The sequence below is a fragment of the Alkalicoccus halolimnae genome, assembly GCF_008014775.2.
Classification (GTDB): domain Bacteria; phylum Bacillota; class Bacilli; order Bacillales; family Salisediminibacteriaceae; genus Alkalicoccus; species Alkalicoccus halolimnae.
Map to the genome: position 1 here is coordinate 3,054,602 of NZ_CP144914.1, position 21,436 is coordinate 3,076,037.

Annotated in this window: 16 protein-coding genes; 10 read left to right on the forward strand and 6 right to left on the reverse strand. The window is 45.8% G+C overall.

Features of this window, described 5'->3' with window-relative positions; genetic code table 11:
* The first annotated feature begins 78 nt into the window (after window positions 1-78).
* Entirely contained in the window at window positions 79-924 is an 846-nt protein-coding gene (gene glcT / locus FTX54_RS14120; RefSeq protein ID WP_147804371.1) for a glucose PTS transporter transcription antiterminator GlcT, read from the forward strand.
* 195 nt (window positions 925-1,119) lie between these two features.
* Window positions 1,120-3,150 carry a glucose-specific PTS transporter subunit IIBC gene (ptsG, locus tag FTX54_RS14125; protein ID WP_147804372.1) on the forward strand — a complete coding sequence of 677 codons (2,031 nt, stop codon included), beginning with the start codon at window positions 1,120-1,122 and terminating at the stop codon, window positions 3,148-3,150.
* Window positions 3,151-3,762: 612 nt separating this feature from the next.
* On the opposite strand, the gene hpf is transcribed toward ptsG, so the two are convergent.
* Window positions 3,763-4,311, reverse strand: coding sequence for a ribosome hibernation-promoting factor, HPF/YfiA family (hpf, locus tag FTX54_RS14130; protein ID WP_147804373.1), 549 nt, complete (start codon window positions 4,309-4,311; stop codon window positions 3,763-3,765).
* A 195-nt stretch (window positions 4,312-4,506) separates the two neighbouring features.
* Window positions 4,507-4,704, reverse strand: coding sequence for a cold-shock protein (locus FTX54_RS14135; protein ID WP_147804374.1), 198 nt, complete (start codon window positions 4,702-4,704; stop codon window positions 4,507-4,509).
* Between the two features lie 371 nt (window positions 4,705-5,075).
* Here FTX54_RS14135 and FTX54_RS14140 point away from each other — a divergent pair, with 371 nt between their 5' ends.
* The 5 genes from FTX54_RS14140 to FTX54_RS14160 all read left to right on the forward strand — a co-directional run bounded on the left by FTX54_RS14140 (window position 5,076) and on the right by FTX54_RS14160 (window position 10,887).
* Entirely contained in the window at window positions 5,076-5,489 is a 414-nt protein-coding gene (locus tag FTX54_RS14140) for a single-stranded DNA-binding protein (RefSeq protein WP_187254605.1), read from the forward strand.
* A gap of 12 nt (window positions 5,490-5,501) precedes the next feature.
* The gene (locus FTX54_RS14145) at window positions 5,502-5,744 is read left to right on the forward strand and encodes a hypothetical protein (protein WP_147804376.1); all 243 of its coding nucleotides are present in this window, start codon (window positions 5,502-5,504) and stop codon (window positions 5,742-5,744) included.
* Window positions 5,745-6,093: 349 nt separating this feature from the next.
* Complete coding sequence (gene fdhF, locus FTX54_RS14150) at window positions 6,094-9,051, forward strand: formate dehydrogenase subunit alpha (protein ID WP_147804377.1); 2,958 nt, start codon at window positions 6,094-6,096, stop codon at window positions 9,049-9,051.
* The gene (locus FTX54_RS14155; RefSeq protein ID WP_147804378.1) at window positions 9,044-9,535 is read left to right on the forward strand and encodes a DUF1641 domain-containing protein; all 492 of its coding nucleotides are present in this window, start codon (window positions 9,044-9,046) and stop codon (window positions 9,533-9,535) included. The genes fdhF and FTX54_RS14155 overlap by 8 nt, the downstream gene beginning before the upstream one ends.
* Window positions 9,536-9,603: 68 nt before the next feature.
* Window positions 9,604-10,887, forward strand: a complete 1,284-nt coding sequence (locus FTX54_RS14160; RefSeq protein WP_147804379.1) for an L-lactate MFS transporter — start codon at window positions 9,604-9,606, stop codon at window positions 10,885-10,887.
* Between the two features lie 771 nt (window positions 10,888-11,658).
* Here the strand turns inward: FTX54_RS14160 and FTX54_RS14165 are convergent.
* Window positions 11,659-12,618 (reverse strand): type I phosphomannose isomerase catalytic subunit, encoded by a 960-nt coding sequence (locus FTX54_RS14165; RefSeq protein WP_147804380.1) that lies wholly within the window; start codon window positions 12,616-12,618, stop codon window positions 11,659-11,661.
* Window positions 12,619-12,929: 311 nt separating this feature from the next.
* Between FTX54_RS14165 and FTX54_RS14170 the strand changes: the two genes are divergently transcribed.
* Window positions 12,930-14,702, forward strand: a complete 1,773-nt coding sequence (locus FTX54_RS14170; protein WP_147804381.1) for an alpha-glycosidase — start codon at window positions 12,930-12,932, stop codon at window positions 14,700-14,702.
* Window positions 14,703-14,858: 156 nt separating this feature from the next.
* On the opposite strand, the gene FTX54_RS14175 is transcribed toward FTX54_RS14170, so the two are convergent.
* The 3 genes from FTX54_RS14175 to FTX54_RS14185 form a co-directional block, all read right to left on the reverse strand.
* Window positions 14,859-15,176: a DUF3243 family protein gene (locus tag FTX54_RS14175; RefSeq protein WP_147804382.1), complete on the reverse strand. Its 318-nt coding sequence runs from the start codon at window positions 15,174-15,176 to the stop codon at window positions 14,859-14,861.
* A gap of 110 nt (window positions 15,177-15,286) precedes the next feature.
* The gene (locus FTX54_RS14180; protein ID WP_147804383.1) at window positions 15,287-16,258 is read right to left on the reverse strand and encodes an alpha/beta fold hydrolase; all 972 of its coding nucleotides are present in this window, start codon (window positions 16,256-16,258) and stop codon (window positions 15,287-15,289) included.
* On the reverse strand, window positions 16,245-16,640 hold the full coding sequence (locus FTX54_RS14185; protein ID WP_147804384.1) for a hypothetical protein: 396 nt from the start codon (window positions 16,638-16,640) through the stop codon (window positions 16,245-16,247). The genes FTX54_RS14180 and FTX54_RS14185 overlap by 14 nt, the downstream gene beginning before the upstream one ends.
* A gap of 1,456 nt (window positions 16,641-18,096) precedes the next feature.
* Here FTX54_RS14185 and FTX54_RS14190 point away from each other — a divergent pair.
* Together FTX54_RS14190 and FTX54_RS14195 are read left to right on the forward strand one after the other, a co-directional pair.
* Complete coding sequence (locus FTX54_RS14190) at window positions 18,097-19,368, forward strand: IS110 family transposase (protein WP_338484666.1); 1,272 nt, start codon at window positions 18,097-18,099, stop codon at window positions 19,366-19,368.
* Window positions 19,369-20,509: 1,141 nt separating this feature from the next.
* Complete coding sequence (locus FTX54_RS14195; protein ID WP_246125623.1) at window positions 20,510-21,391, forward strand: sulfurtransferase; 882 nt, start codon at window positions 20,510-20,512, stop codon at window positions 21,389-21,391.
* Window positions 21,392-21,436: the final 45 nt, after the last annotated feature.

Here is a 21,436-nt window from a genome sequence, read left to right on the forward strand (position 1 = left end):
GGCCCGGATTGAATTCATGCTCTGGAACCGCTTATAATGAGCGGTAGCGTATCAACCGATATCATTGGAGGTGCAATTATGGTGACCGTAGTCAAAGTTTTAAACAATAACGTCGTCATCGCTTCCCATCCGGATTACGATGAAGTTGTCCTTATAGGAAAGGGACTCGGCTTTGGAAAGAAACACGGGCAGGAGATAGCGGGGGAACAGGCAGAAAAATTTTTCGTGCTTCGGAATCTGGAAGAACAGGAACAATATAAAAACCTCCTTGAATATGTTGATGAAAATTTTATTGCTTTAATGGGGGAGGAAATCGAACGTCTCGAAACGACCTTCCGTTCCTCCCTTAATGAACATATACACGTTGGATTAACGGACCATCTCTACTTCGCAGTCAAGCGCATTCAACAGGGACAGGGAATTAAGAATCCTTTTCTTAAGGAAACAGAACTTGCTTATCCGCTGGAATATCAGGCTGCAGCAGAGCTTGCCGAGCGTTTCGACAAAGCCCTCGGGATACGCATTCCAGAAGGTGAAATAGGCTTTATCACCCTGCACATTCACAGTGCCCTCACCAACCGTGACCTCACTCAAATCAACCGTCATACCCAGCTTATAAGCGAACTCGTCAGATACATTGAAACTGCTTTTCAAATCGATATCGACCGCAATGATATCAATTACCTCCGTCTTGTCCGTCATTTAAATCATGCTGTAGAGCGGGTTGATAATGAAGACCATGCAGAAAATCAGGAAAATTTATTAAAATTATTGCAGACAGAATATCCGCTGTGCTATGATCTTAGTTGGAAGCTGATGAAAGTCATGCAGCAGCGCCTGAAAAAAAGAGTTCCTGATGCAGAAGCAGTTTATCTGACGCTTCATATTCAGAGACTTCTTTCCGGCGAACGCAATCGAATATAACAAAGACGGTACTTTTCCGTGTTACTGATAGTGCAGGCATGAGAGAAAAGGATGGTCGTATGAAAATAGTTGTCCAGGTGTATCCCTGCCTGAACTCTATCTTTCTGCGCCTCTCTTTTTCCCTCATGCCTTTTTTTGTTTTTACGCGGAACTGCTGGCTGAAATCAGCAAAAATTATTTAAGGGGGAAATTTTCATGGCAAGTAATGCTTTTGGCGTATTACAGAAGATCGGCCGCTCACTTATGCTGCCTGTCGCTCTTCTTCCGGCAGCCGGTTTGCTGCTCGCTCTTGGTGACGCAATGCAGAACCCGGATATGATTGAGGTTTTCGGATTTCTGGAAAATCCGGTTGTGGAAATAATAGCAACCATGATGCAGGAAGCTGGTGACGTTGTGTTCGCCAACCTTGCTCTGCTTTTTGCTGTCGGGGTTGCTATTGGACTGGCAGATGGAGACGGAGTTGCCGGTCTCGCTGCTATTATCGGTTTCTTAATTATTAATATTACGATGGGTGTCCTCGAAGGCGTCCAGCCTGAAATGATTGGGGCTGACGCTCCGGAATATGCGATGGTGCTCGGTATACCCACACTTGCTACCGGGGTTTTCGGCGGGATAATCGCCGGTCTGCTCGGGGCCTATATGTACAAACGCTTCTACAATATTGAACTGCCTTCTTATTTAGGCTTCTTTGCAGGAAAGCGTTTTGTTCCTATCGTTACGGCAGGATCCTCCATTTTGATTGGTATAGCGATGTTCTTCATCTGGCCTTTCATTCAGGACGGACTGAACACGTTCTCTTATTTCATGACAGAATCCAACCGAACGTTGTCGACTTTTATTTTTGGTGTAATTGAACGTTCCCTTATCCCGTTTGGTCTGCACCATATTTTCTATTCACCTTTCTGGTTTGAATTCGGAACGTATACGAGTGCAGCAGGCGAAATTGTACGCGGAGATCAGCAGATTTTCTTCCAGCAGATCCGTGATGGTGCTGAACTTACAGCCGGAGCTTACATGACTGGTAAGTATCCGTTTATGATGTTCGGTCTTCCTGCAGCGGCTCTTGCCATTTATCACTGTGCCCGCCCGGAAAATAAAAAAGTTGTTGCCGGAATCATGGGTTCTGCAGCTTTAACTTCTTTTCTTACCGGTATTACTGAGCCTATCGAATTCAGTTTCTTATTTGTTGCACCCCTCCTGTTTGCCATTCACGCAGTGTTCGCAGGACTTTCCTTTATGACGATGCACCTTCTCGGTGTTCAGATCGGCCAGACGTTCTCGGGTGGTGCGATTGACTTCTTCCTATACGGAATTCTGCCGAACAGGACGGAATGGTGGCTCGTTATCCCAGTCGGTCTTGTATTCGCCCTTATTTACTACTTCGGATTCCGTTTTGCGATTCAGAAGTTTAACCTTATGACTCCCGGGCGTGAAAAGCCCGATGAGGACGCTGATGGTCAAAAAGGCGGAAAAGCAGGCAACGATGAACTTCCTTACGAAGTACTGAAAGCATTCGGTGGAAAAGAAAATCTTTCCTATCTCGATGCTTGTATTACACGTCTTCGTATTACTGTAGAAGATACAGAGTCAGTAGATAAAAAACGCTTAAAAGAGCTTGGCGCCTCCGGTGTTATGCAGATCAACAATAATGTACAGGCTATTTTCGGCCCTCGTTCTGAAACGATTAAAGGGCAGATGCAGGATATTATTAAAGGGAAAGCTCCTTCTGAACCCGAACAAACCCCTGAAAAAACAGGTGGTCCCGTAAAAAGCAGCATTACCGTTTCCATGCCGCTGCAAGGAGAATTAAAGCCTCTTTCTGAAGTGCCGGACGATATGTTCGCACAGAAAATGATGGGAGACGGTTTTGCTATCGAACCATCGGACGGAAAAGTCGTTTCGCCGGTAGATGGAAAGATCGTTCAACTGTTTCATACAAAGCATGCAATCGGTCTCGAATCAGAAGATGGAACGGAAATTCTCATACACGTAGGTATCGACACCGTTAACATGAAGGGCGAAGGCTTCGAAACATTCGTCCAGCAGGGAGATACGGTTCGAATCGGAGATAAGCTGCTGGAGTTTGACCTGGAAAAAGTAAGAAACGAAGCAAAAGCTTCCATTACTCCAGTCATCTTCACGAATCTTGAAGAAAATCAGTCGATAGAGATTGATGAGCCTGGAAATGTCGAACGTGGAGACACCGGCCAGGTACGAGTTTCATAAAGCAGCCTGACCCTGGGGCTTCCCGGACGCAAGGGAAGCCCCAGGCTTTCTCCACAGCAGGCGCTCTTTAATAAAAACACTAAACACTAACAGAGCTAATTAAAAAAGCCGGTGCGATTTTTCGCACCGGCTTTTGAGGCTGTTTATAAAGTATTTATATGTATAGGTATACGGTTCGCCGCTTCCGCCTCCCGGGGAGGCTTTCCGGGCGGGCCGGCCTCAGCTAATTTCTTCCTCCTGTGTGTTGGAAGAAATGGATCTTCGGCTCGTCCTATATCGCCTCGGAGTCGCCCCCTGCAGCTGCAGCGGGGAATTAAAAATAAGTTTCCCATTTTAAAAACCTCTGCTTTTCCAACTGTTTTCTTACATAAAAAGAAATTTCTTTTCCTCCGTAACGTTCGGAGGAGGTGCCGGTGGGATCAGCGCAGTCAGAAGATCCTTTTCCATGTCACGGACATGGAAAATAGCTGAAGACAAGCCCCACGGCAAGCTTCCTCCGGGAAGTGAAGGAGAGACCTAAACAACAACTAGAATAAATATTCTGAAGTGATGACTTAATCAACATTCTAAAAAGCCGCTGCGATTTTTCGCAGCGGCTTTTTATTATTATATTTATTCCGGTTCGATCAGCCCGTACCGGCCGTCGCGCCGTTTATAAACGACATTTGTATCTCCGTTAACTGAATTCGAGAACACGAAGAAGTTGTGCCCGAGCATATCCATCTGCAAAATCGCTTCTTCTGCATCCATCGGTTTTAAGTCAAAGCGTTTCGTACGGACAATTTCGTAATCTTCTTCAGGAAATTCTTCTTCTGCCAAAGGTTCCAGTTCATTTTTAAACATATACTTTAAGCTGTCATCTCCGCGGTATTTGCGGTTTACTTTCGTTTTATGTTTACGGATCTGGCGTTCCAGCTTTTCAATAACAAGGTCTACTGCCGCATACATATCGTTATGCTTTTCTTCTGCACGAAGAAGGAGTTTTGGCATTGGAATCGTAATTTCGACCTTCTGCTCTTTGTTTAATACACTCATTTTCACATGCACATCAGAAGAAGGGGTGGATTCGAAGTACCTCTCCAGTTTGCTTACCTTCTTTTCTACATGATCTCTAAGTGCATCAGTAATTTCCATGTTCTCGCCACGAATGTTGAAATTCATAGACTAACAACTCCTTTCGGGTATACGTACATTATTCTCTGTTCCCTTCGAAAATCCCTGCTGAAACATTCATTTTTCTAATAAAAAATTAATATTCTGAGCTTTCGGAAGCGGCTGTCAACCTCCCTTCCCCGCAAGCCCAATAGATAAAAACGCCCCCGGGTAATTTTAAAAAGGGACGTTCATTACAATGTTTTACTTTTTCATAACGTTGGAAGCTTGAGGTCCACGCGCACCTTCAACAACATCGAATTCCACTTCCTGACCTTCTTCCAGCGATTTGTAACCTTCCTGATCTATAGCGGAGTAATGAACAAATATGTCTTCCCCATCCTCCACCTCAATAAATCCAAACCCTTTTTCTGCATTAAACCATTTTACTCTTCCCAGCATACGAGTTTCCCCTTTCCTTCGAAAGTTGATAGAAAAAGATAACCTCTTATTCAATATACCAATAGGAAAACGCTTTCGTCAATGTTAATTAGTCAGATAATTCTGTTAAATAACTGCTGCTCCCTCCTCCATTTTTTAGTTCTTTAGACTCATTTAAGATTTAATCGTTCCGTATATATTAAATAAAGATATCGCTATAATCCATATTTTTACTCATTTGAGATATTTTATTCTTATTTCGGGTATAACCGGCTATGTCCGGATACATACACATTCAGCGCAGAAGGGAGGATTGGGGTAACTCTATCTACCAGGTAATGCAGCCCTACAATACACTACTAAATCCAAACGCTAAAGGAGCGAATCTACGTATGTTGAATCAGTTTATTTTTATTGGAAGAATCGCAAAAACACCCCAGTTAATTACCACCCAGAATGGATCCTCTCTCACCCGCTTCACCCTTGCTGTAAGGCGGCCCTACCGCAATACAAACGGCAGTTACGATACAGATTTTGTCCAAATTGTCTCCTGGAACAAACTCGCTGAAAGAGTCGCCGACTACTGTGGTACCGGATCTCTTGTTTCCGTTAAGGGACGCGTGCAGATGCGCCAGCTCTTGGTTAATGAAGATAAACAGATTTGGGTGCCGGATGTCGTTGCCGATCACGTCACGTTTTTAAAGCTGAATAAAATAAGCACAGACGGAACACCGGAATATGATGAAGAAGAGATCGGTTTCGAGACTTCTGAAGAGGTTGCTGCCGTTAACGAGTTTCTTACTTAAGAGGGCCGGCTGATGACGGAAATAGAACTTTTAAAAGTTGTTATCCGCAGGCTCGCCAAACTTGAAAAATCGATCATCAAACAGGATGATCTATACGATATTTCCGAACAGCTGGATGAACAGGCAGACGCTCTCAGGGATCTGCACGCGACACTTGCTGAATTTAAAGGAGCCGTTGATTCCCATCATATCGAGAACGTCAATTCCGATGATATGCTCCTGCGTTCCATTCTTCATCAAACTACTGATAAATAAAGCCAAAAACCAGGACACGGTGCCTGGTTTTTGGCTTTTTCAACGCCCTTCCCTTTTTCCACGAAATCCGCACCTGCTTCTATGCCGAAAAGGGAAAGATAAACGTGCTCCTTTAATAAAATTGAATTTTAAAGAGACACTCATGCAGGGTCACTGCACCATATGGATTAAAATCGTCTTCTATGAAATTGGAACTTCCTAACTTTATTTTCAAGGCAGCCGTGCAAAATGCTTTCATTAACATAAGTCCTATAACCTTTCCAAATATGTAGTTTTAACCCTGTAAAGGAGGGGCATAGTTACTAGAAAATAAAAAATCAAATAATTTAAAGAAAAAGAGGGTGAATTGATGAGTAGTGAAGTTTCCATTCAGGTAAACGGGAAGGTTGCAAAAGCCACCGAAGGAAAATCTGTGCTGGATCATTTGAATGAAAGTGATGTAGACGTCCCTCAAATCTGTTACCACAAAAGCCTTGGTGCCATTAAAACGTGTGACACATGTATTGTGGAAGTTGACGGCGAGCTTGTTCGTTCCTGTGATAAAAAAATCAGTAAAGGCACGAAAGTGGATACTCAGCATCAGGACGTAAAAGATGCCCAGGTCATTGCCATGGATCGTATTCTTCATAATCACGAGCTCTACTGCACTGTCTGTGATTATAATAACGGCAGCTGTGAAATCCATAATACGGTTAAAGACATGAAAATTGAACATCAATCCATACCTTTCGAACCAAAACCTGCTCCAAAGGATGAATCCCACCCCTACTATCGATACGACCCTGACCAGTGTATTCTCTGCGGGCGCTGTGTCGAAGCATGTCAGGATGTTCAGGTTACCGAAACACTCTCCATCGACTGGAACAGTCCCCATCCGCGCGTTATCTGGGATAACGATGTAGCGATTAACGAATCTTCCTGCGTTTCCTGCGGCCACTGCTCCACCGTCTGCCCGTGTAACGCAATGATGGAAAAATCAATGGAAGGAAAAGCCGGTTACATGACCGGAATGGATCAGAAAACCCTCCGTCCGATGATCGAGCTTACTAAAAACGTAGAAACAGGTTACGGTTCTATTCTTGCTATTTCTGATATGGAAGCTTCCATGAGAGATTCAAAAATCGAAAAAACCAAAACCGTATGTACATACTGCGGGGTCGGGTGCAGTTTTGACGTCTGGACACAAGGCCGCGAAATACTTAAAATCGAACCTCAGGAAGAAGCACCGGCAAACGGCATTTCCACCTGTGTAAAAGGGAAGTTCGGCTGGGATTTTGTTAACAGCGAACAGCGTTTAAAAAAGCCGCTTATACGTGAAGGTGACGCTTTCCGCGAAGCTGAATGGGAAGAAGCCTACGAACTTATTAATAACAAAATGCAGGGGATCAGCAGGGATCATGGTAAAGATGCCCTGAGTTTTATCAGTTCTTCCAAAACAACAAACGAAGAATCCTACTTAATGCAGAAACTTGCGCGGAGCGTCTTCGGCACAAACAACGTGGATAACTGTTCCCGTTACTGCCAGACACCTGCGACAGAAGGTCTCTTCCGCACTGTCGGACACGGCGGCGACTCCGGAAGCATTACAGACATTCAGGAAGCCGAGCTTGTACTGGTAATCGGATCCAACACAGCCGAATCCCATCCTGTGCTTGCTACACGTGTAAAGAGCTCTCAGAAGCTTCGTAATCAGAAACTGATTGTTTCCGATCTCCGCCGGCATGAGATGGCTTCCCGGGCGGATGTTTTCATCCAGCCTAAATCAGGTTCCGATCTCGTCTGGCTTTCAGCTGTTACAAAGTACATTGTAGACAATAATCTGCACGATGCTTCATTTATTGCAGAAAAAGTAAACGGGATGGAAGAATACCTGCAGACTATCGAAAAATTCACTCTGGATTATGCCGAAAAAAATACCGGTCTTACAAGAGAAGAAATTATTAACGTAGCTGAAATGATCGCGGAAGCCGACACAGTATGCAGCCTGTGGGCAATGGGAGTAACCCAGCATGTCGGCGGCAGTGATACAAGTACAGCAATTTCCAACCTTATGCTCATTACAGGCAACTACGGCAAACCCGGTGCAGGCACCTACCCGCTCCGAGGACACAATAATGTTCAGGGCGCCAGCGACTTCGGAAGCATGCCGAACGCGTTCCCTGGCTACCAGAAGGTTACCGATGATAAGATCCGCCACAAGTTTGAAAAAGGATGGGGAACCGAACTTTCCGGAGAAATCGGCCTTAATAACCACCAGATGGTCGATGCCATCCATGACGGAAAGTTAAAAGCAATGTACCTGAAAGGAGAAGACATGGGAATTGTCGACTCCAACATTAACTACGTGCACGCCGCTTTTGAAAAACTTGATTTCTTTGTTGTACAGGATATTTTCCTTTCCAAAACAGCAGAGTTTGCAGACGTCGTCCTGCCGGCAAGTCCGAGTCTCGAAAAAGACGGTACATTTACGAATACAGAAAGACGTTTCCAGCGTCTGTATCAGGCATTAGAACCGCTTGGGGATTCCAAACCGGATTGGAAAATTATTATGGATATTGCCAACAAAGCGGGTGCTTCGTGGAATTATGCCCATCCTAGTGAAGTGATGGAGGAAGCAGCTTCTCTGACTCCTTTGTTTGCCGGAGTCACCTATGAACGCCTGGAAGGGTATAACAGCCTGCAGTGGCCTGTGGAAGCGGACGGAACAGATACACCGCTTCTATTTGAGAAAGAATTTCCGTTCCCGGATGGAAAAGCAAGACTCTACTCTGTGGATTGGACGCCGATTCTCGAACACGGCGATGAATACGATCTTCACGTCAACAACGGCCGGCTGCTCGAACATTTCCATGAAGGCAATATGACTTACAAGTCTGATGGCATTACAAGTAAAACACCGGGGAATTTCCTTGAAGTATCTCCCGAGCTTGCAGAAGAACGCGGTCTTGAGAGCGGTACACTCGTCAGGCTGACTTCTCCATACGGTGTTGTAAAAGTCTCCTGCCTTGTAACGGACAGAGTAAAAGGTAAGGAAGTATATCTCCCTATGAACGATTCAGGAGAAGGAGCTATCAATCTCCTTACAAGCAGCTATGCCGATAAAGATACGGATACGCCGGCGTACAAAGAAATTTCTGCAAAAATGGAAATACTGAAAGTGAAAGGAGACAGCCCGCTTCCGCGTATCAATCATAGAAACGGAAACCCGCAGCCGCAGATCGGTGTCCAGGTTGAAGAAAAATGGAAACGTAAAGACTATGTCTTCCCCGGCGACATTGTAAGGAAAGGGGCAAAAACGAATGGCTAAACCAACACGCCAGATCAATATCGCTCCCGTCTCCGAAGAAGAGGCCCGTAAAGAAGCGTTGGAAGAAATACAAACAGCGCTTATTGACAATAAAGAGTCAGTGCTGAGCACCATTGAGCTCCTGAATAATATTAATAAAAGCGGAGTGACGAGTCTTTTAAACGGTCTGTTTTCCGAAGGAGACAAGGTGCTTGATGTCATCGTGACGGAAGCTTCCAAAGCTGAAAACACGAACGCCATCAAAAATATTCTTCTGCTGATGGGAACTCTCGGCACATTGAACATTAAAGAACTCGAACCGATATTACTGAAAGTGAACAATGGGGTGCAGCGGGTTTCCGACGATCCGGAACCTGATGCTACAACCGGCTACGTCGATTTATTTAAGAAACTGAAAGATCCTGAAGTAAACCGTTCCCTGACTCTTCTTATCCGTTTTCTGGAAGGTATGGGTGAAGAAACGGAAAGTGAAGAGAGGAACTAACCCTTATCCCCTCTTTCTCAAATTAAAGAAAGAGGGGCAATTTATGACATCAAGGAGTGAGCAGCATTATGGCAGAAAAAGCAACGAAAAACCGCTGGCTTATTGCTCTGGCCGCAGTAGGAATCCATCTTTCCATTGGTTCTGTTTATTCGTGGAGCGTATTCACCAATCCGCTGAATGAAACGTTCGGATGGAGCCTGTCAGGCATCTCTTTAACATTCAGTATTGCTATTTTATTTTTAGGGCTCTCTGCTGCTTTTATGGGACATTTCGTAGAAAAGTACGGGCCGCGTGCAGCGGGGCTCGTCGCATCTGTGTTTTTCGGAGTCGGAATGATCGGCTCAGGCTTTGCAATTCAAATTGAATCATTATATACTCTGTACTTTTTTTACGGTGTTCTCGGCGGTATTGGTTTAGGTGTCGGATACATAACGCCTGTTTCCTCGCTCGTTAAATGGTTTCCGGACCGTCGCGGGATGGCTACCGGCCTTGCAATTATGGGTTTTGGTTTCGCCTCTCTGATTGCCAGCCCTGTCATTCAGCGTTTAATCGGAGCTGTAGGGATTGCCTCGACTTTCTATATTCTGGGAGCTGTCTATTTCGTCGTCATGATCTGCTCTTCCCTTTATATATCCAAGCCTCCTGAAGGCTGGATGCCTAAAGGTATGCGTGAGGATCAGGAAAACGGGGAAGAAGGTCCTGCAGAGGATATTTCTTATCTCCGCGCCAACGAAGCAATTAAAACAAGACGTTTTTATCTTCTTTGGATCATGCTTTTTATTAACGTCACATGTGGTATTGCTATCTTATCTGTCGCTTCCCCGATGGCCCAGGAAATTGCCGGGCTCTCTGCTGCAGCGGCTGCAACTACCGTAGGGATAATGGGCTTTTTCAATGGAGCAGGACGACTTGCCTGGGCTTCTATTTCTGACTACATCGGACGCCCGAACGTCTATACAGCCTTTTTCATTATTCAGATCGCATCGTTTGTCATGCTGCCAAACTTAACTCAGGCTCTTATTTTCCAGGCCGTTTTATTCTTAATTATCACCTGTTATGGCGGAGGTTTTGCCTCTATTCCCGCTTACATCGGCGATATTTTTGGAACAAAAGAGCTAGGAGCGATTCACGGCTATATTTTAACGGCATGGGCAGCTGCCGGACTCGTCGGTCCTCTGCTAGTTTCCTGGCTTCGTGAAGTTACCAATAGTTATGAACTGACTATGTATATATTTACTGGCATGTTCGTACTGGCTCTGGCGGCTTCGCTTATTATTCGAATTGATATTAAAAAACTTAAAAAACAGCATGAAGAATCAAAGCAGAATGGCGTTACAGCGAAAGAAAGCTGATACGGGATACTAAATAAAAAGCGGCACCGGAGTATTTTTCTCCAGTGCCGTTTTTTTATAGTTTCGGTTTCAAAAGTTCTTTTCCGAAGGCTCTGTTAAAGCTCCGTGTTGTTATTGGATTGCCTGCGGCTCTTTTTTCTTCGCCTGCCGCGGAGAAAGCCTTCAGCTCTCCCTCCCTTGCGTCCGGGAGGATCTTCCCACTTTCTTTTTCCGCAGGCGTCTTGAAAAATCACCTTGGCACTGGCTTCTACCTTAGTACCTTCTTGATTCAACCAGCGGGCTTTATGTATTGGGAAATCAAAACGAAGCGGAAACGTGCCCGTGGAAGAAGGAGATTGGAAGATCCCGCAGGGCGAAGCACGAGGAAGCTGTAAAGCTCCTCCACGGCAGGCCTGCCGAGTTGAAGCGAAGTTTTCTTATATATCAATAACAGACTTTAACAGAGACGCTCATGCAGAAGCCTTGCACCATGAGGCATGAAAGTGGCTTTCTTTGGGAATGGATCCCCCATCTATACAGGTGGAATCAATGATATCCAGAAGAGGTCTTCTTTATTAATGATAGACCTCCTGTTCTGTCTTTTTTACCATAAGCTGTAGTGGACATGGGGCGACTCCGGCCCGCCCGGAAAGCGTCCCCATGGAAACGAAAGCGCACGTTCATTGCTTAAATACTTTATTTTCAAGGTAGCTTTTCCGAAAAATCTATGCTTTTATTAAAGGATTGCTCTACCTCGGTATGTTCGATTTTTCAGAAACGGAAAGGCTTATGCTATGCTTCATGACCCGGTTCAGCCACAATCATTTTCATACTCCCTTTCCACTGAACCGCTGGTGTATCCGCGGGTACGAGCAGGTGCTCCCCTTTTTGGAAAGCTTGAACTGTCCCGTTAAAAGAAGCTTCTCCCTCTCCTTCTAAAATCGTGATCAGCTGATACGGAGCTCTCCTGCGAAGAATATATGAACCATCTATCGTGACATGTCTCACAGAAAAATATGAGTTATCGATTAATTCTGCTACTTTAGCATCTTCCTCCGCCCATTCCTTTCGTTTTGGTGTCTTATCCTCATGAGGAACCATGGAACAGGCAATAGAATCTTCTATGTGCAGTTCCCGCAGTTTTCCTTCCTGATCCGGGCGGTCGTAATCGTAAAAGCGATAGGTAATATCGGAACTCTGCTGCACCTCGAGAAGCATAATACCTGCCCCAATAGCATGAACAGTTCCGCTCGGTACGTAAACAAAATCACCGGCTTTAATAGGAACATACCGAAACAGATCGTTCCATTTTTCTTCTCTCACCATTCCTGCAAGTTCTTCTTCTGTTTCAGCATGATGACCAAGTACTAAATGCGAGCCCGGATCCGCTGATACAATATACCAGCACTCTGTTTTACCGTAAGCATAACCTTCGTTTTTCCTGGCATATTCATTATCCGGGTGGACCTGAATAGAAAGGTCATCCCTGGCATCAATCAGCTTAACTAGGAGCGGAAATTCTCCGTTCGTGCCCTCCCCAAACAGCTCTGGCTCTTCATTCCACAGCTCTCTCAACGTTTTTCCTGCAAACTCACCGTCTGAAACGAGGCTGGCTCCATTTTCATGACCGGAAACCGCCCAGCATTCTCCGGTTTTACTGCTTGGGATATCATAGCCGAACTCTTGTTTCAGCTTTTCGCCCCCCCAGACTTTTTCTTTAAACAATGGATCAAACCGTATTAATGACTTCATATCCCGTTCCCCCTATGCCTTCCTTCCCTTCACGTAGACGCTTATGGGCCGCCATGCTATACTGTGAAGTAGTTTTCAGCTGTTTATATTTTGACTCTGTGAGCTCTTTCGCCCTGGTTAATATGGAAAAGAAGACGGACTGTTTACCGGAGCGCAGTTTGCTGTTTATTTGTGCAGGGAACCTCGGCTGATTCCTCAATATAATTCGAAAGCTGACATACAGCAGCGATTGTTGAAATTGATGCACCTGTCTTCATTTTAATATCAACGGAAGGGGGTTGCAATCCTCTTCCGCAGAAGGAGGACCCACCATGCTGTTAGAAGCAGTCTATCACCAGCCTAAGTCCCAGTATGCCTATGCCTATGATGATGAAACGCTCCACATCCGCGTGCGGACGAAACGCGGCGACATGGACCGCGTTTCCGTAGTCTGGGGAGATAAGTACGATTTTCAGGAAAGTACGATTACTGTTACAGAAATGTCGATTTTCACACAGGACACGATGTTTGATTATTATCAGGCAGAAGTGAAGCCGCCTTTCCGTCGGTTTGCTTATGCTTTTAAATTTGAAAAAGGAAACCGGACTGTTTATTTAAATGAAGTCGGCTTTAATGAAGAAAAGCTGCTTTCTACAGGCGTAGGAATGCTCTGGTCCCCCTCAGGGATGTTCGAATACCCTTTCCTCAATACGATTGACGTAAAACGCCCGCCGGAATGGGTAAAAGATGCGGTATTTTATCAGATTTTCCCGGAACGGTTCGCAAGTGGAGATCCATCTCTGACCCCCGCTCATGCCGAGCCGTGGACGTCAGAATCAATTCCGACACGGACGAATTTTTTCGGAGGCGACCTGCAGGGAGTCATCGATAATCTCGATTACCTCGAGGAACTTGGTATTACGTGCATTTATTTCACTCCTTTTTTCGAAGCCTATTCCAATCACAAATACGATACGATCGATTACTTGAAAGTCGATCCCCAGTTTGGCGATAATGAAACAGCCAGAAAACTTGTTGAGGCCGCACACGAGAGAGGCATCCGCGTCATGCTCGATGCGGTATTTAACCATTCCGGCTATTACTTCCCTCCGTTTCAGGACGTTTTAAAGCACGGGGAAAAATCTCGATTCAGCAAATGGTTCCATACGAGAGAGCTCCCTCTTTCTACGAATCCTTTAAATTATCACACGTTCGGTTTTGTCGCAGAAATGCCGAAACTGAATACAGAAAACCCGGAAGTAAAAGCCTACCTTCTTGAAGCAGCCCGTTACTGGGTGGAAGATATCGGCGTTGACGGGTGGAGGCTGGACGTAGCCAATGAAGTGGACCACCGATTCTGGAGGGAATTCCGCGATACGGTGAAACAGGCCAATCCCGACGCCTATATCCTCGGTGAAATATGGCACAACTCCCAGGCCTGGCTTATGGGAGATCAGTTTGATGCTGTGATGAACTACCCGGTAACAAACAGTATTCTCGACTTTTTCATAAAAGATGAAATTGATGCAGAATCGTTTATGAGCCGCCTCGATGCTACGCTCATCGCCTATCCGAAACAGGCAAACGAAGTAGCCTTCAACCTGCTCGATTCTCATGATACTCCCCGCCTGCTGACGATCGCAGAGGGCAGCAAACAACGGATGAAACTTGCCGTTTTGTTCCAGCTTACGTACACGGGAGCTCCGTGCATATATTATGGAGACGAAATCGGTATGGAGGGCGGACCGGATCCAGGCTGCCGCAAACCGATGATCTGGGAGGAACGTTACCAGGATCAGGACCTATTTGCTTTTTATCAGACGCTGATTTCCCTCCGTCGAAATCACAGAGCTCTTCGGGACGGGACATTTCGATTTTTATCAGCGGAAAAACAAGAAAAGTTTATCGCCTATGAGCGCACGGACGAATTCAATCGTTTCGTTATTGTAATTAACAGTTCTTTAAATAAACAGACAGTCACTCTCAATGAGTTTGGAGCTTCTTCGTTTCGCAGTCTGAACGATGAAGAAAAAATTGAAGCTGAAAGCGGCCGCCTCACTATGGAAGTCGAACCTTTGAGTGCAATGATCTTAAAAGAGCAGTAACTGAAAGGGCTTCCTGGACCACTCGTTAAAATAACATTCACTCCGCTTCAAAGGGCAGAGGTTATGTTTTTCTACGGATTTTAAAGGACTCTCTCTTCCGCCCTTCACCACAAAAAATCCCGCCCGTATTTAACCCGGGCGGGATTTTCCTGTAATTTATTGATCGTCGGACTGTTCTTTGGAAAGGCGTACAAGCGCTCTTGCAATTGGACGCTTTTCTTCCTCATCCGCCGCCTTCCATAATTCCTGCAGAAGTTTTTCTTCCGAGTTACGAGGCTCTTCATGATTCTTTAAATATTCTGCAACGCGCTCTGCGCCTTTAGCAAGCTGCTCTTCTTCAAGGCCCATTTTCTCGCCTCGATTAACCTGCTTGTTCAGATAGTTTAAAAAACCTTGAAAGCCTTCTAAAATTTCCTGCTTCTTATCTTCGGATACATTTTCGACTCCTTGTTCTGCCTGTTTCTTCGGATCCATAAAATTTCCTCCTTCATAGTATAAGATGTCCCACTACCAGCTATACCACGTAAGAAAGAATTGTAAGCGTTTAAACAGTTTTTCCATAACTTCTCACATTTACTCATTTTTTATGATTTTTCAACGAAGAACTCCCAGATCCTATCGTGCAGCCCAGGGAGCCGCTCGTGAGCAAAATCCGGGAAAATCACCGCTTCTTTCGGTGCTTTTATTTTGTTAAATGCAGCAAACTGCGTGGATGGAGGACAGACAGCATCCATCAGTCCGGTCCCCATAAGTACCTCTGCCCTGATCCTTGGCATTAAATGCTGAATATCAATGTAGCCCATTCTCCGGAAAAATTCGTCTTTTCGCGCATGTGTCGGATCATATCTGCGAAAGTGGCGACGAAGATCCTGGTATGCTTCTTCCGCAAGATCCATTTCCCATACACGCAGAAAATCAGAGAGAAAAGGATAGACCGGTGCTATCTGCTTTAGTCTCGGTTCAAGTGCCGCACACGCAAGTGTTAAGCCTCCACCCTGGGACCAGCCTGTCGCCGTCACATGACTTTCATTAATTTTCTCCATATCCATAACAAGCCGGGCAAGCTGAACGGTATCTAAATAGACGTTTCGGAAAAACAGAGCATCTTCCCCCTGCTGAACCCCACGTGTCACGTGCCCCTGCAGGGTATTACCTATCACTCCACCCGGATCTTCCGATGCACCACCCTGACCTCTGACATCCATGGAAAAGACCGCAAATCCGGCGGCTGCATAAGCCAGCTTCGAACTCCAGTCTCCTGAATCCATACTGTAACCATGAAATTCCAGCATTGCAGGGAAATGAGAGTGCCCCTGCGGAGGCCTGTGGGGCTGCACGTATTTTACATGAATCCGCGCCTTTTTCACTCCCGTAAAATATAAATCATAGCAGGACGCATAAGGAACCTGGAACAGGGATGGTTTAATCTCCACATCCGCTTTCGTCTCGTCCAGTTCCTTCAGCGCTCGATCCCAGTAGATGTCAAAGTCAGCCGGGCACGGCGTTCTTCCTTCATAGGTATACAGTTTTTCGAGCGGCATATCAATGAGTGGCATGATTTCCTCCTCTTTGCAGAGCTGACTGCACTTCTTTCTGCCAAGCTTCCAGCGCCGGCAGAAAAACTTCATAAAGAAGATGCATTCGTTCCTGCGTGTTCCCTTGCGAGATCTGTATCTCAGAAGCTGCCAGAGCTGCCTTGTAAAATTCCTCCAACTTTTTCATAGCTTGTTCATTATCGGAAAAAATAGAGTGAAGTGTCATATTTCCAGGGTTGTAAGAAAGAAGGCCGGCGCTTATGGAAGTCAAAAGACGATCGGCAACATCTTCCTGTTCCTGTATATACCATTCTCCTGCGTAATGGGCTGCCTCTCTCACTTCTGATAGAAGACCTGCGTACTTTTTAAGAAAATTCATCTGTTTCTCTGCTAATTCTTCCATCCTCTTCCTCCTGTATCCTTTTTTATTCAGTTCTGTGAAGGATTGTTTGATATACCCAGCTCTTCATTTTATAGTCATAAAGGAGCATTGCTATTATTAAGGCTGCTTTGAAAAAAAGATCTATATATGTTGAACTTCATAATTCATTTCCGCTTCTGTAACCAGCCGCTTTCGTTTTCATGGGAACGCTTTCCGGGCGGGCCGGCCTCAGCTAATCCCTTCCTCCCTGCGCTCGGGAGGGGTGGGGGTGGGGCTCGTCCTTTTTCGCCCCGGAATCGCCCCATGTCCACTCCAGCGGCATGTTCTCCATTTTTGTTCTTCCTGCAGGTATGGTCTGCCGTTAAAAATGATAACACCCTTTTTTTTGATAGTGAAGACCGCTTTCGAGGTCGTACATTCTATCTTTATAAATATTAAGTTCAATTTATATATATGAATCAATTTCATACTATACTTTTCAAGTTATTTTAACGAATGTTTTATCAATTTATAGTTTGATTATTCGTATATAAAATCGGATGATTGAAACGGCAGACGGCGGCTCCGGCGGGATAAAGCGTCCGTCTGAAGTGGAAATCATTCACCATGTTCGGAAATCCCTTTCTTACAGCGACTTATGAAATTGATTCATATGTTTAACTTAATAATAAAGTTTCCGATTCTGTAACCAGCGGGTTTTCTGTATTAGAAAATTAAAACGAAGTGGAAAACAGCAGACGTCAGCGGAAGAAAGAGTTTGATAGTTCCCGCAGGGCGGGGTTCGATTCCCGCCGTCTCCACCATACATATGACGCCAGTGGAAGAAGGAGATTGAAAGATCCCGCAGGACGTATGCCCACCCGGAGATCCCCTTCACGACAGACCGGAAGCAAAGTTTTTCAGTTAGTATAATAACGAACATAAAAAAAGCATTTATTGGAGCCAGCGTCATAAGTGCTTTTTTCAGGCCAAATATTCGGATGTTTTAAAAAATTCTATCCTAACGTTCGTCTTTAAGCACGACCACAGGGAAAAACGTCGATTGAAGACAAGCCCTCAGAAAAGTGTCCTTCTGCAGCGGAGGTCACCTGTCCTACTCTTACATGATTAACTTCTATTATGAAATTCATCATTAAAGAAATCCTATTATAGTGACCTTTTTATCAGTTTACCATTCTGATTTTTACCCGCCAAATTTAATCATTCAGTTCCTGATTAATAAATGAGTCCTTTCTTCTTCAAAACTCTGTTCAGGAAATTATTCTGTGATTCCTTTATACTGAATACAAGGTACTTTTACACTTAAAAAGGGAATTCATCTTCTTATTTATCATATATAGTCTTTTTCTTTAATTTTGGCTTTGTTAAAGCATTCCTGTAGAGTGTTAATTTCCACTTTGAAAAAACAGGGGCCCCTCGCTAAGATAAGAATAGAGACACGACTCTACTATTCCAAACCTTGAGGAGGGACCTTACTATGAAGTTTAAAATGCAGGACCAACAAAATCAACGGATTGCCCGTATTTCTTCCAGCCACCTGATTATCGGGGTGGATATTGCCCAGCATCACCACGTGGCACGTGCTGTCAATTACCGGGGCATCGCCTTTGGTAAGCCGTTGGCTTTTGAAAACAACGAGGAAGGGTTTACCCGGCTTCTCGACAGGATCGCTGCGTGGAAGGAAGCGAGCGGCTGTACGACCGAAATCGTCGGGATGGAGCCGACCGGCCATTACTGGCTGAACCTGACCGCCTGGCTGAAGGGCCGGCAGATCGATGTTGTCACCGTTAATCCCCACCTGGTCAAAAAGAATAAAGAAAACCGGGATCATACCCAGTCCAAAAGCGATGCCAAAGACGCCCTCGTGATTGCCGACATGGTTAAAAACGGCTATTACAGCCAGATCCATCCCACGTCGGAAACGTTCGACTCGCTCCGGGTGCTCATGGCCAACCGGGAGGTGCTCGTGAAACGGCGCGTTGCGACCATCAATCAGCTGCACCGCTGGGTCGATATTGTCTTCCCGGAACTCCGGGAGGTCTTTCAGGATCTCCAAAGCAAAGGGGCCATCGCTACCCTGCGGCTGTTCCCCATGCCGAAACAACTGCGGGAGCTGGACGTGGCGGACGTGATCCACGGATGGAAAACAGGGATGAAACGTCACGCCGGCCACCGGAAAGCGGAAACGCTGCTTGCGGTGGCGAAACGGTCCGTGGGAAGCACGCAGGCGCCGGAGGCGTATCTCCTGCACCTGGACCAGCTGCTCGAAGAATGGGACCTGGTCACGGCCCAGCTGGAACGGGTGGAACACGAGGTGGCTGCCACCCTGGAGCACGTGACCTACCGCCACTCCTTCCTTGCCATCGATGGGATCAGCGATCTCTCCCTGGCGGGGATTCTGGGGGAAGCCGGTGATATTCGTGGTTTTGCCCATGGTAATGCGCTCTTACGTCATGCCGGCCTGCACCTGGCCGAAGCGAGCTCCGGCAAATGGAAAGGACAAGTGGTCCTCTCCAAACGTGGAAGGTCCCGGCTGAGGCGCTGTTTATACCTGGCCACGCTGAGCCTGATCAAAAACAACGCGGATTTCCGGCACCTCCACCACGTCAATGTGCAGGGCAAAAAGATGAAAAAGATGAAGTCGGTCATGAAACTGATGGGCAAGCTGGCACGAATCCTCGTGGCCCTCGCCAGAGGGGGAGAACCCTACTGTTCAGAGAAAGTCCGACCGCTTCCGTCTGCTGTCTAGGGGGTGATCGTCCCGTCGGCTCATCGAATCATGGCTTATTCGCAGGATGAAAAAGAAAGCACGGAGGACCGGATACCACAAACCAAAGGGCCCGGACCCGTCGTTAAAGCAAAACCGGCCTCCACCCCCTGGCCAGGCATGACAAAGGAATGAGAGGGCATGGACCCGTTGAGACATGGGAGGAAAAGCCTCCAGGGACCGCGTGGAGAAGACGTGCAGGATATGGTAAAAAATGGAGTTTTCGCGACCTCCTTTCTTTCCGCCTGTCTTGGAGCGCCTCCTCTTCCGTTTCTTTCGTTGATCTATCCGTCAGGTGCGATCGAAAAGGGGGAACATCCTGCGAATGAGCGAGTATTTGAGAGATAAACCTATCTTACCGAGGGAGTCTGTGGTTCTTACGCACGTTTGTTGAAAATAAATTACATGTGACAAGAAAGCTGATTTCACGCTTAAAACTTCTATCTTTTAAGCCTGCCCCACCAGCTTTTTAAGTGAAGCTGTCTTCTGCAATCGTAAGCCGGAAAACCAACTCCTCTTTTTTACGTAAGAACCAAGTCTGTCATTGATTAGTATAAGGAACTTCGCTCCAGCTGTCCTGCTCGCGCCCATGGAAACGAAGACGCACGTTCATCGCTTACCTGCTTTATTTTCAAGGTATATAAATTGAACTTAATATCTGTATAGATAGCATGTGTGACCTTGAAACCCGTCTTCTTCAGCGAAAGAAAGAAGGAGGTTACCATTTTTAGCGGCCGACCGTTCCTGCCGGAAGAACAGAATAACAGTAGTGACCGCTGGAGTGGACATGGGGGGACTCCGGGGCGAATAAGGTCGAGTCGAAGATCCATTCCCGCCCGACCAAAGGAAGGAAAGGATTAGCTGAGGCCCGCCCGGAAAGCGTCCTCATGAAAACGAAAGCGGCTGGTTACAGAAGCGGAAATGAATTATGAAGTTCAACATATACAGCCTTACTTTAAAAGCCGCAGTAATAGGCATAAGCGGTTTGAGTAGATTAGTTAATTTTAGATTTATTGGAAGATACAGCTTAATTTCACGAAGTGTCCATATGAGTAAAGCACGTGGTTGATTATAATAGAAAGCTTCGCTTCAACTGCACGCTATGTATAAGGAGGTTTTTTTAGTGATTGAATCACCACTAGTAAGTACGGACTGGCTGTATAAAAACTTAAGCAATAGTAACGTTATTATTTTGGAAGCAACAGTATTTCTAGAATCTTCGAGCGATGGTCCTAAAATAACTTCCGGAGAAGAAGCGTATAAAAAATCCCATATTCCCAAGGCCCTTTTTGCGGATCTTCTGAAAGATTTTTCAGATCCAGACGCTCCTTATCCTTTTACTGCACTGCCTCATAAAGATTTTGTCAGGAAGGCACGTACTTTCGGAGTAAATAACAGCTCTACAGTTGTTATTTATGACAGAGGTTCTTCTGCTGGTAACGAGATCCACGCTTCAGACTGGGCCTCCAGACTCTGGTGGCAGTTCCGCCTCTCCGGACACGAACAAGTATATGTACTCGCAGGGGGATGGAAAAAATGGACGGAAGAAGAGAAACCTGTCACCGCAGAACTTCATACGCCTCAGGAAACAGGAACATTTCAGGGGTCCTACCGTTCTGAATTATATGCAACAGAAAAAGAAGTTGAACAGGCAATAACAGACAGCAGTATACTGCTCATGAACTGTCTTTCCAAAGCTGATTTTCATGGACAAACCAATAATTACCCAAGGAAAGGCCATATCCCTGGAAGCGAAAATGTTTTTTTCGGAGATGTTTCCAGCAAAGAAAGCGGCTCACTTCCTTCTTCAGAAATACTAAGGCAGATCTTCGAAAGGACTGGAGCTCTCGATCCGGAAAAAAAAGTGATTACTTACTGCGGAGGCGGTATTGCGGCAACATGGAACGCTCTTGTTCTTGCGAGCCTCGGTAGAAAAGAAGTAGCGGTTTACGATGGCTCCCTGCTCGAATGGATGGATCAGCCCGATAACCCTCTTGAAAAATAAAAAGCCGGCTGATCCAGGATTTCCCCGGACAGCCAGCTTCAGAAT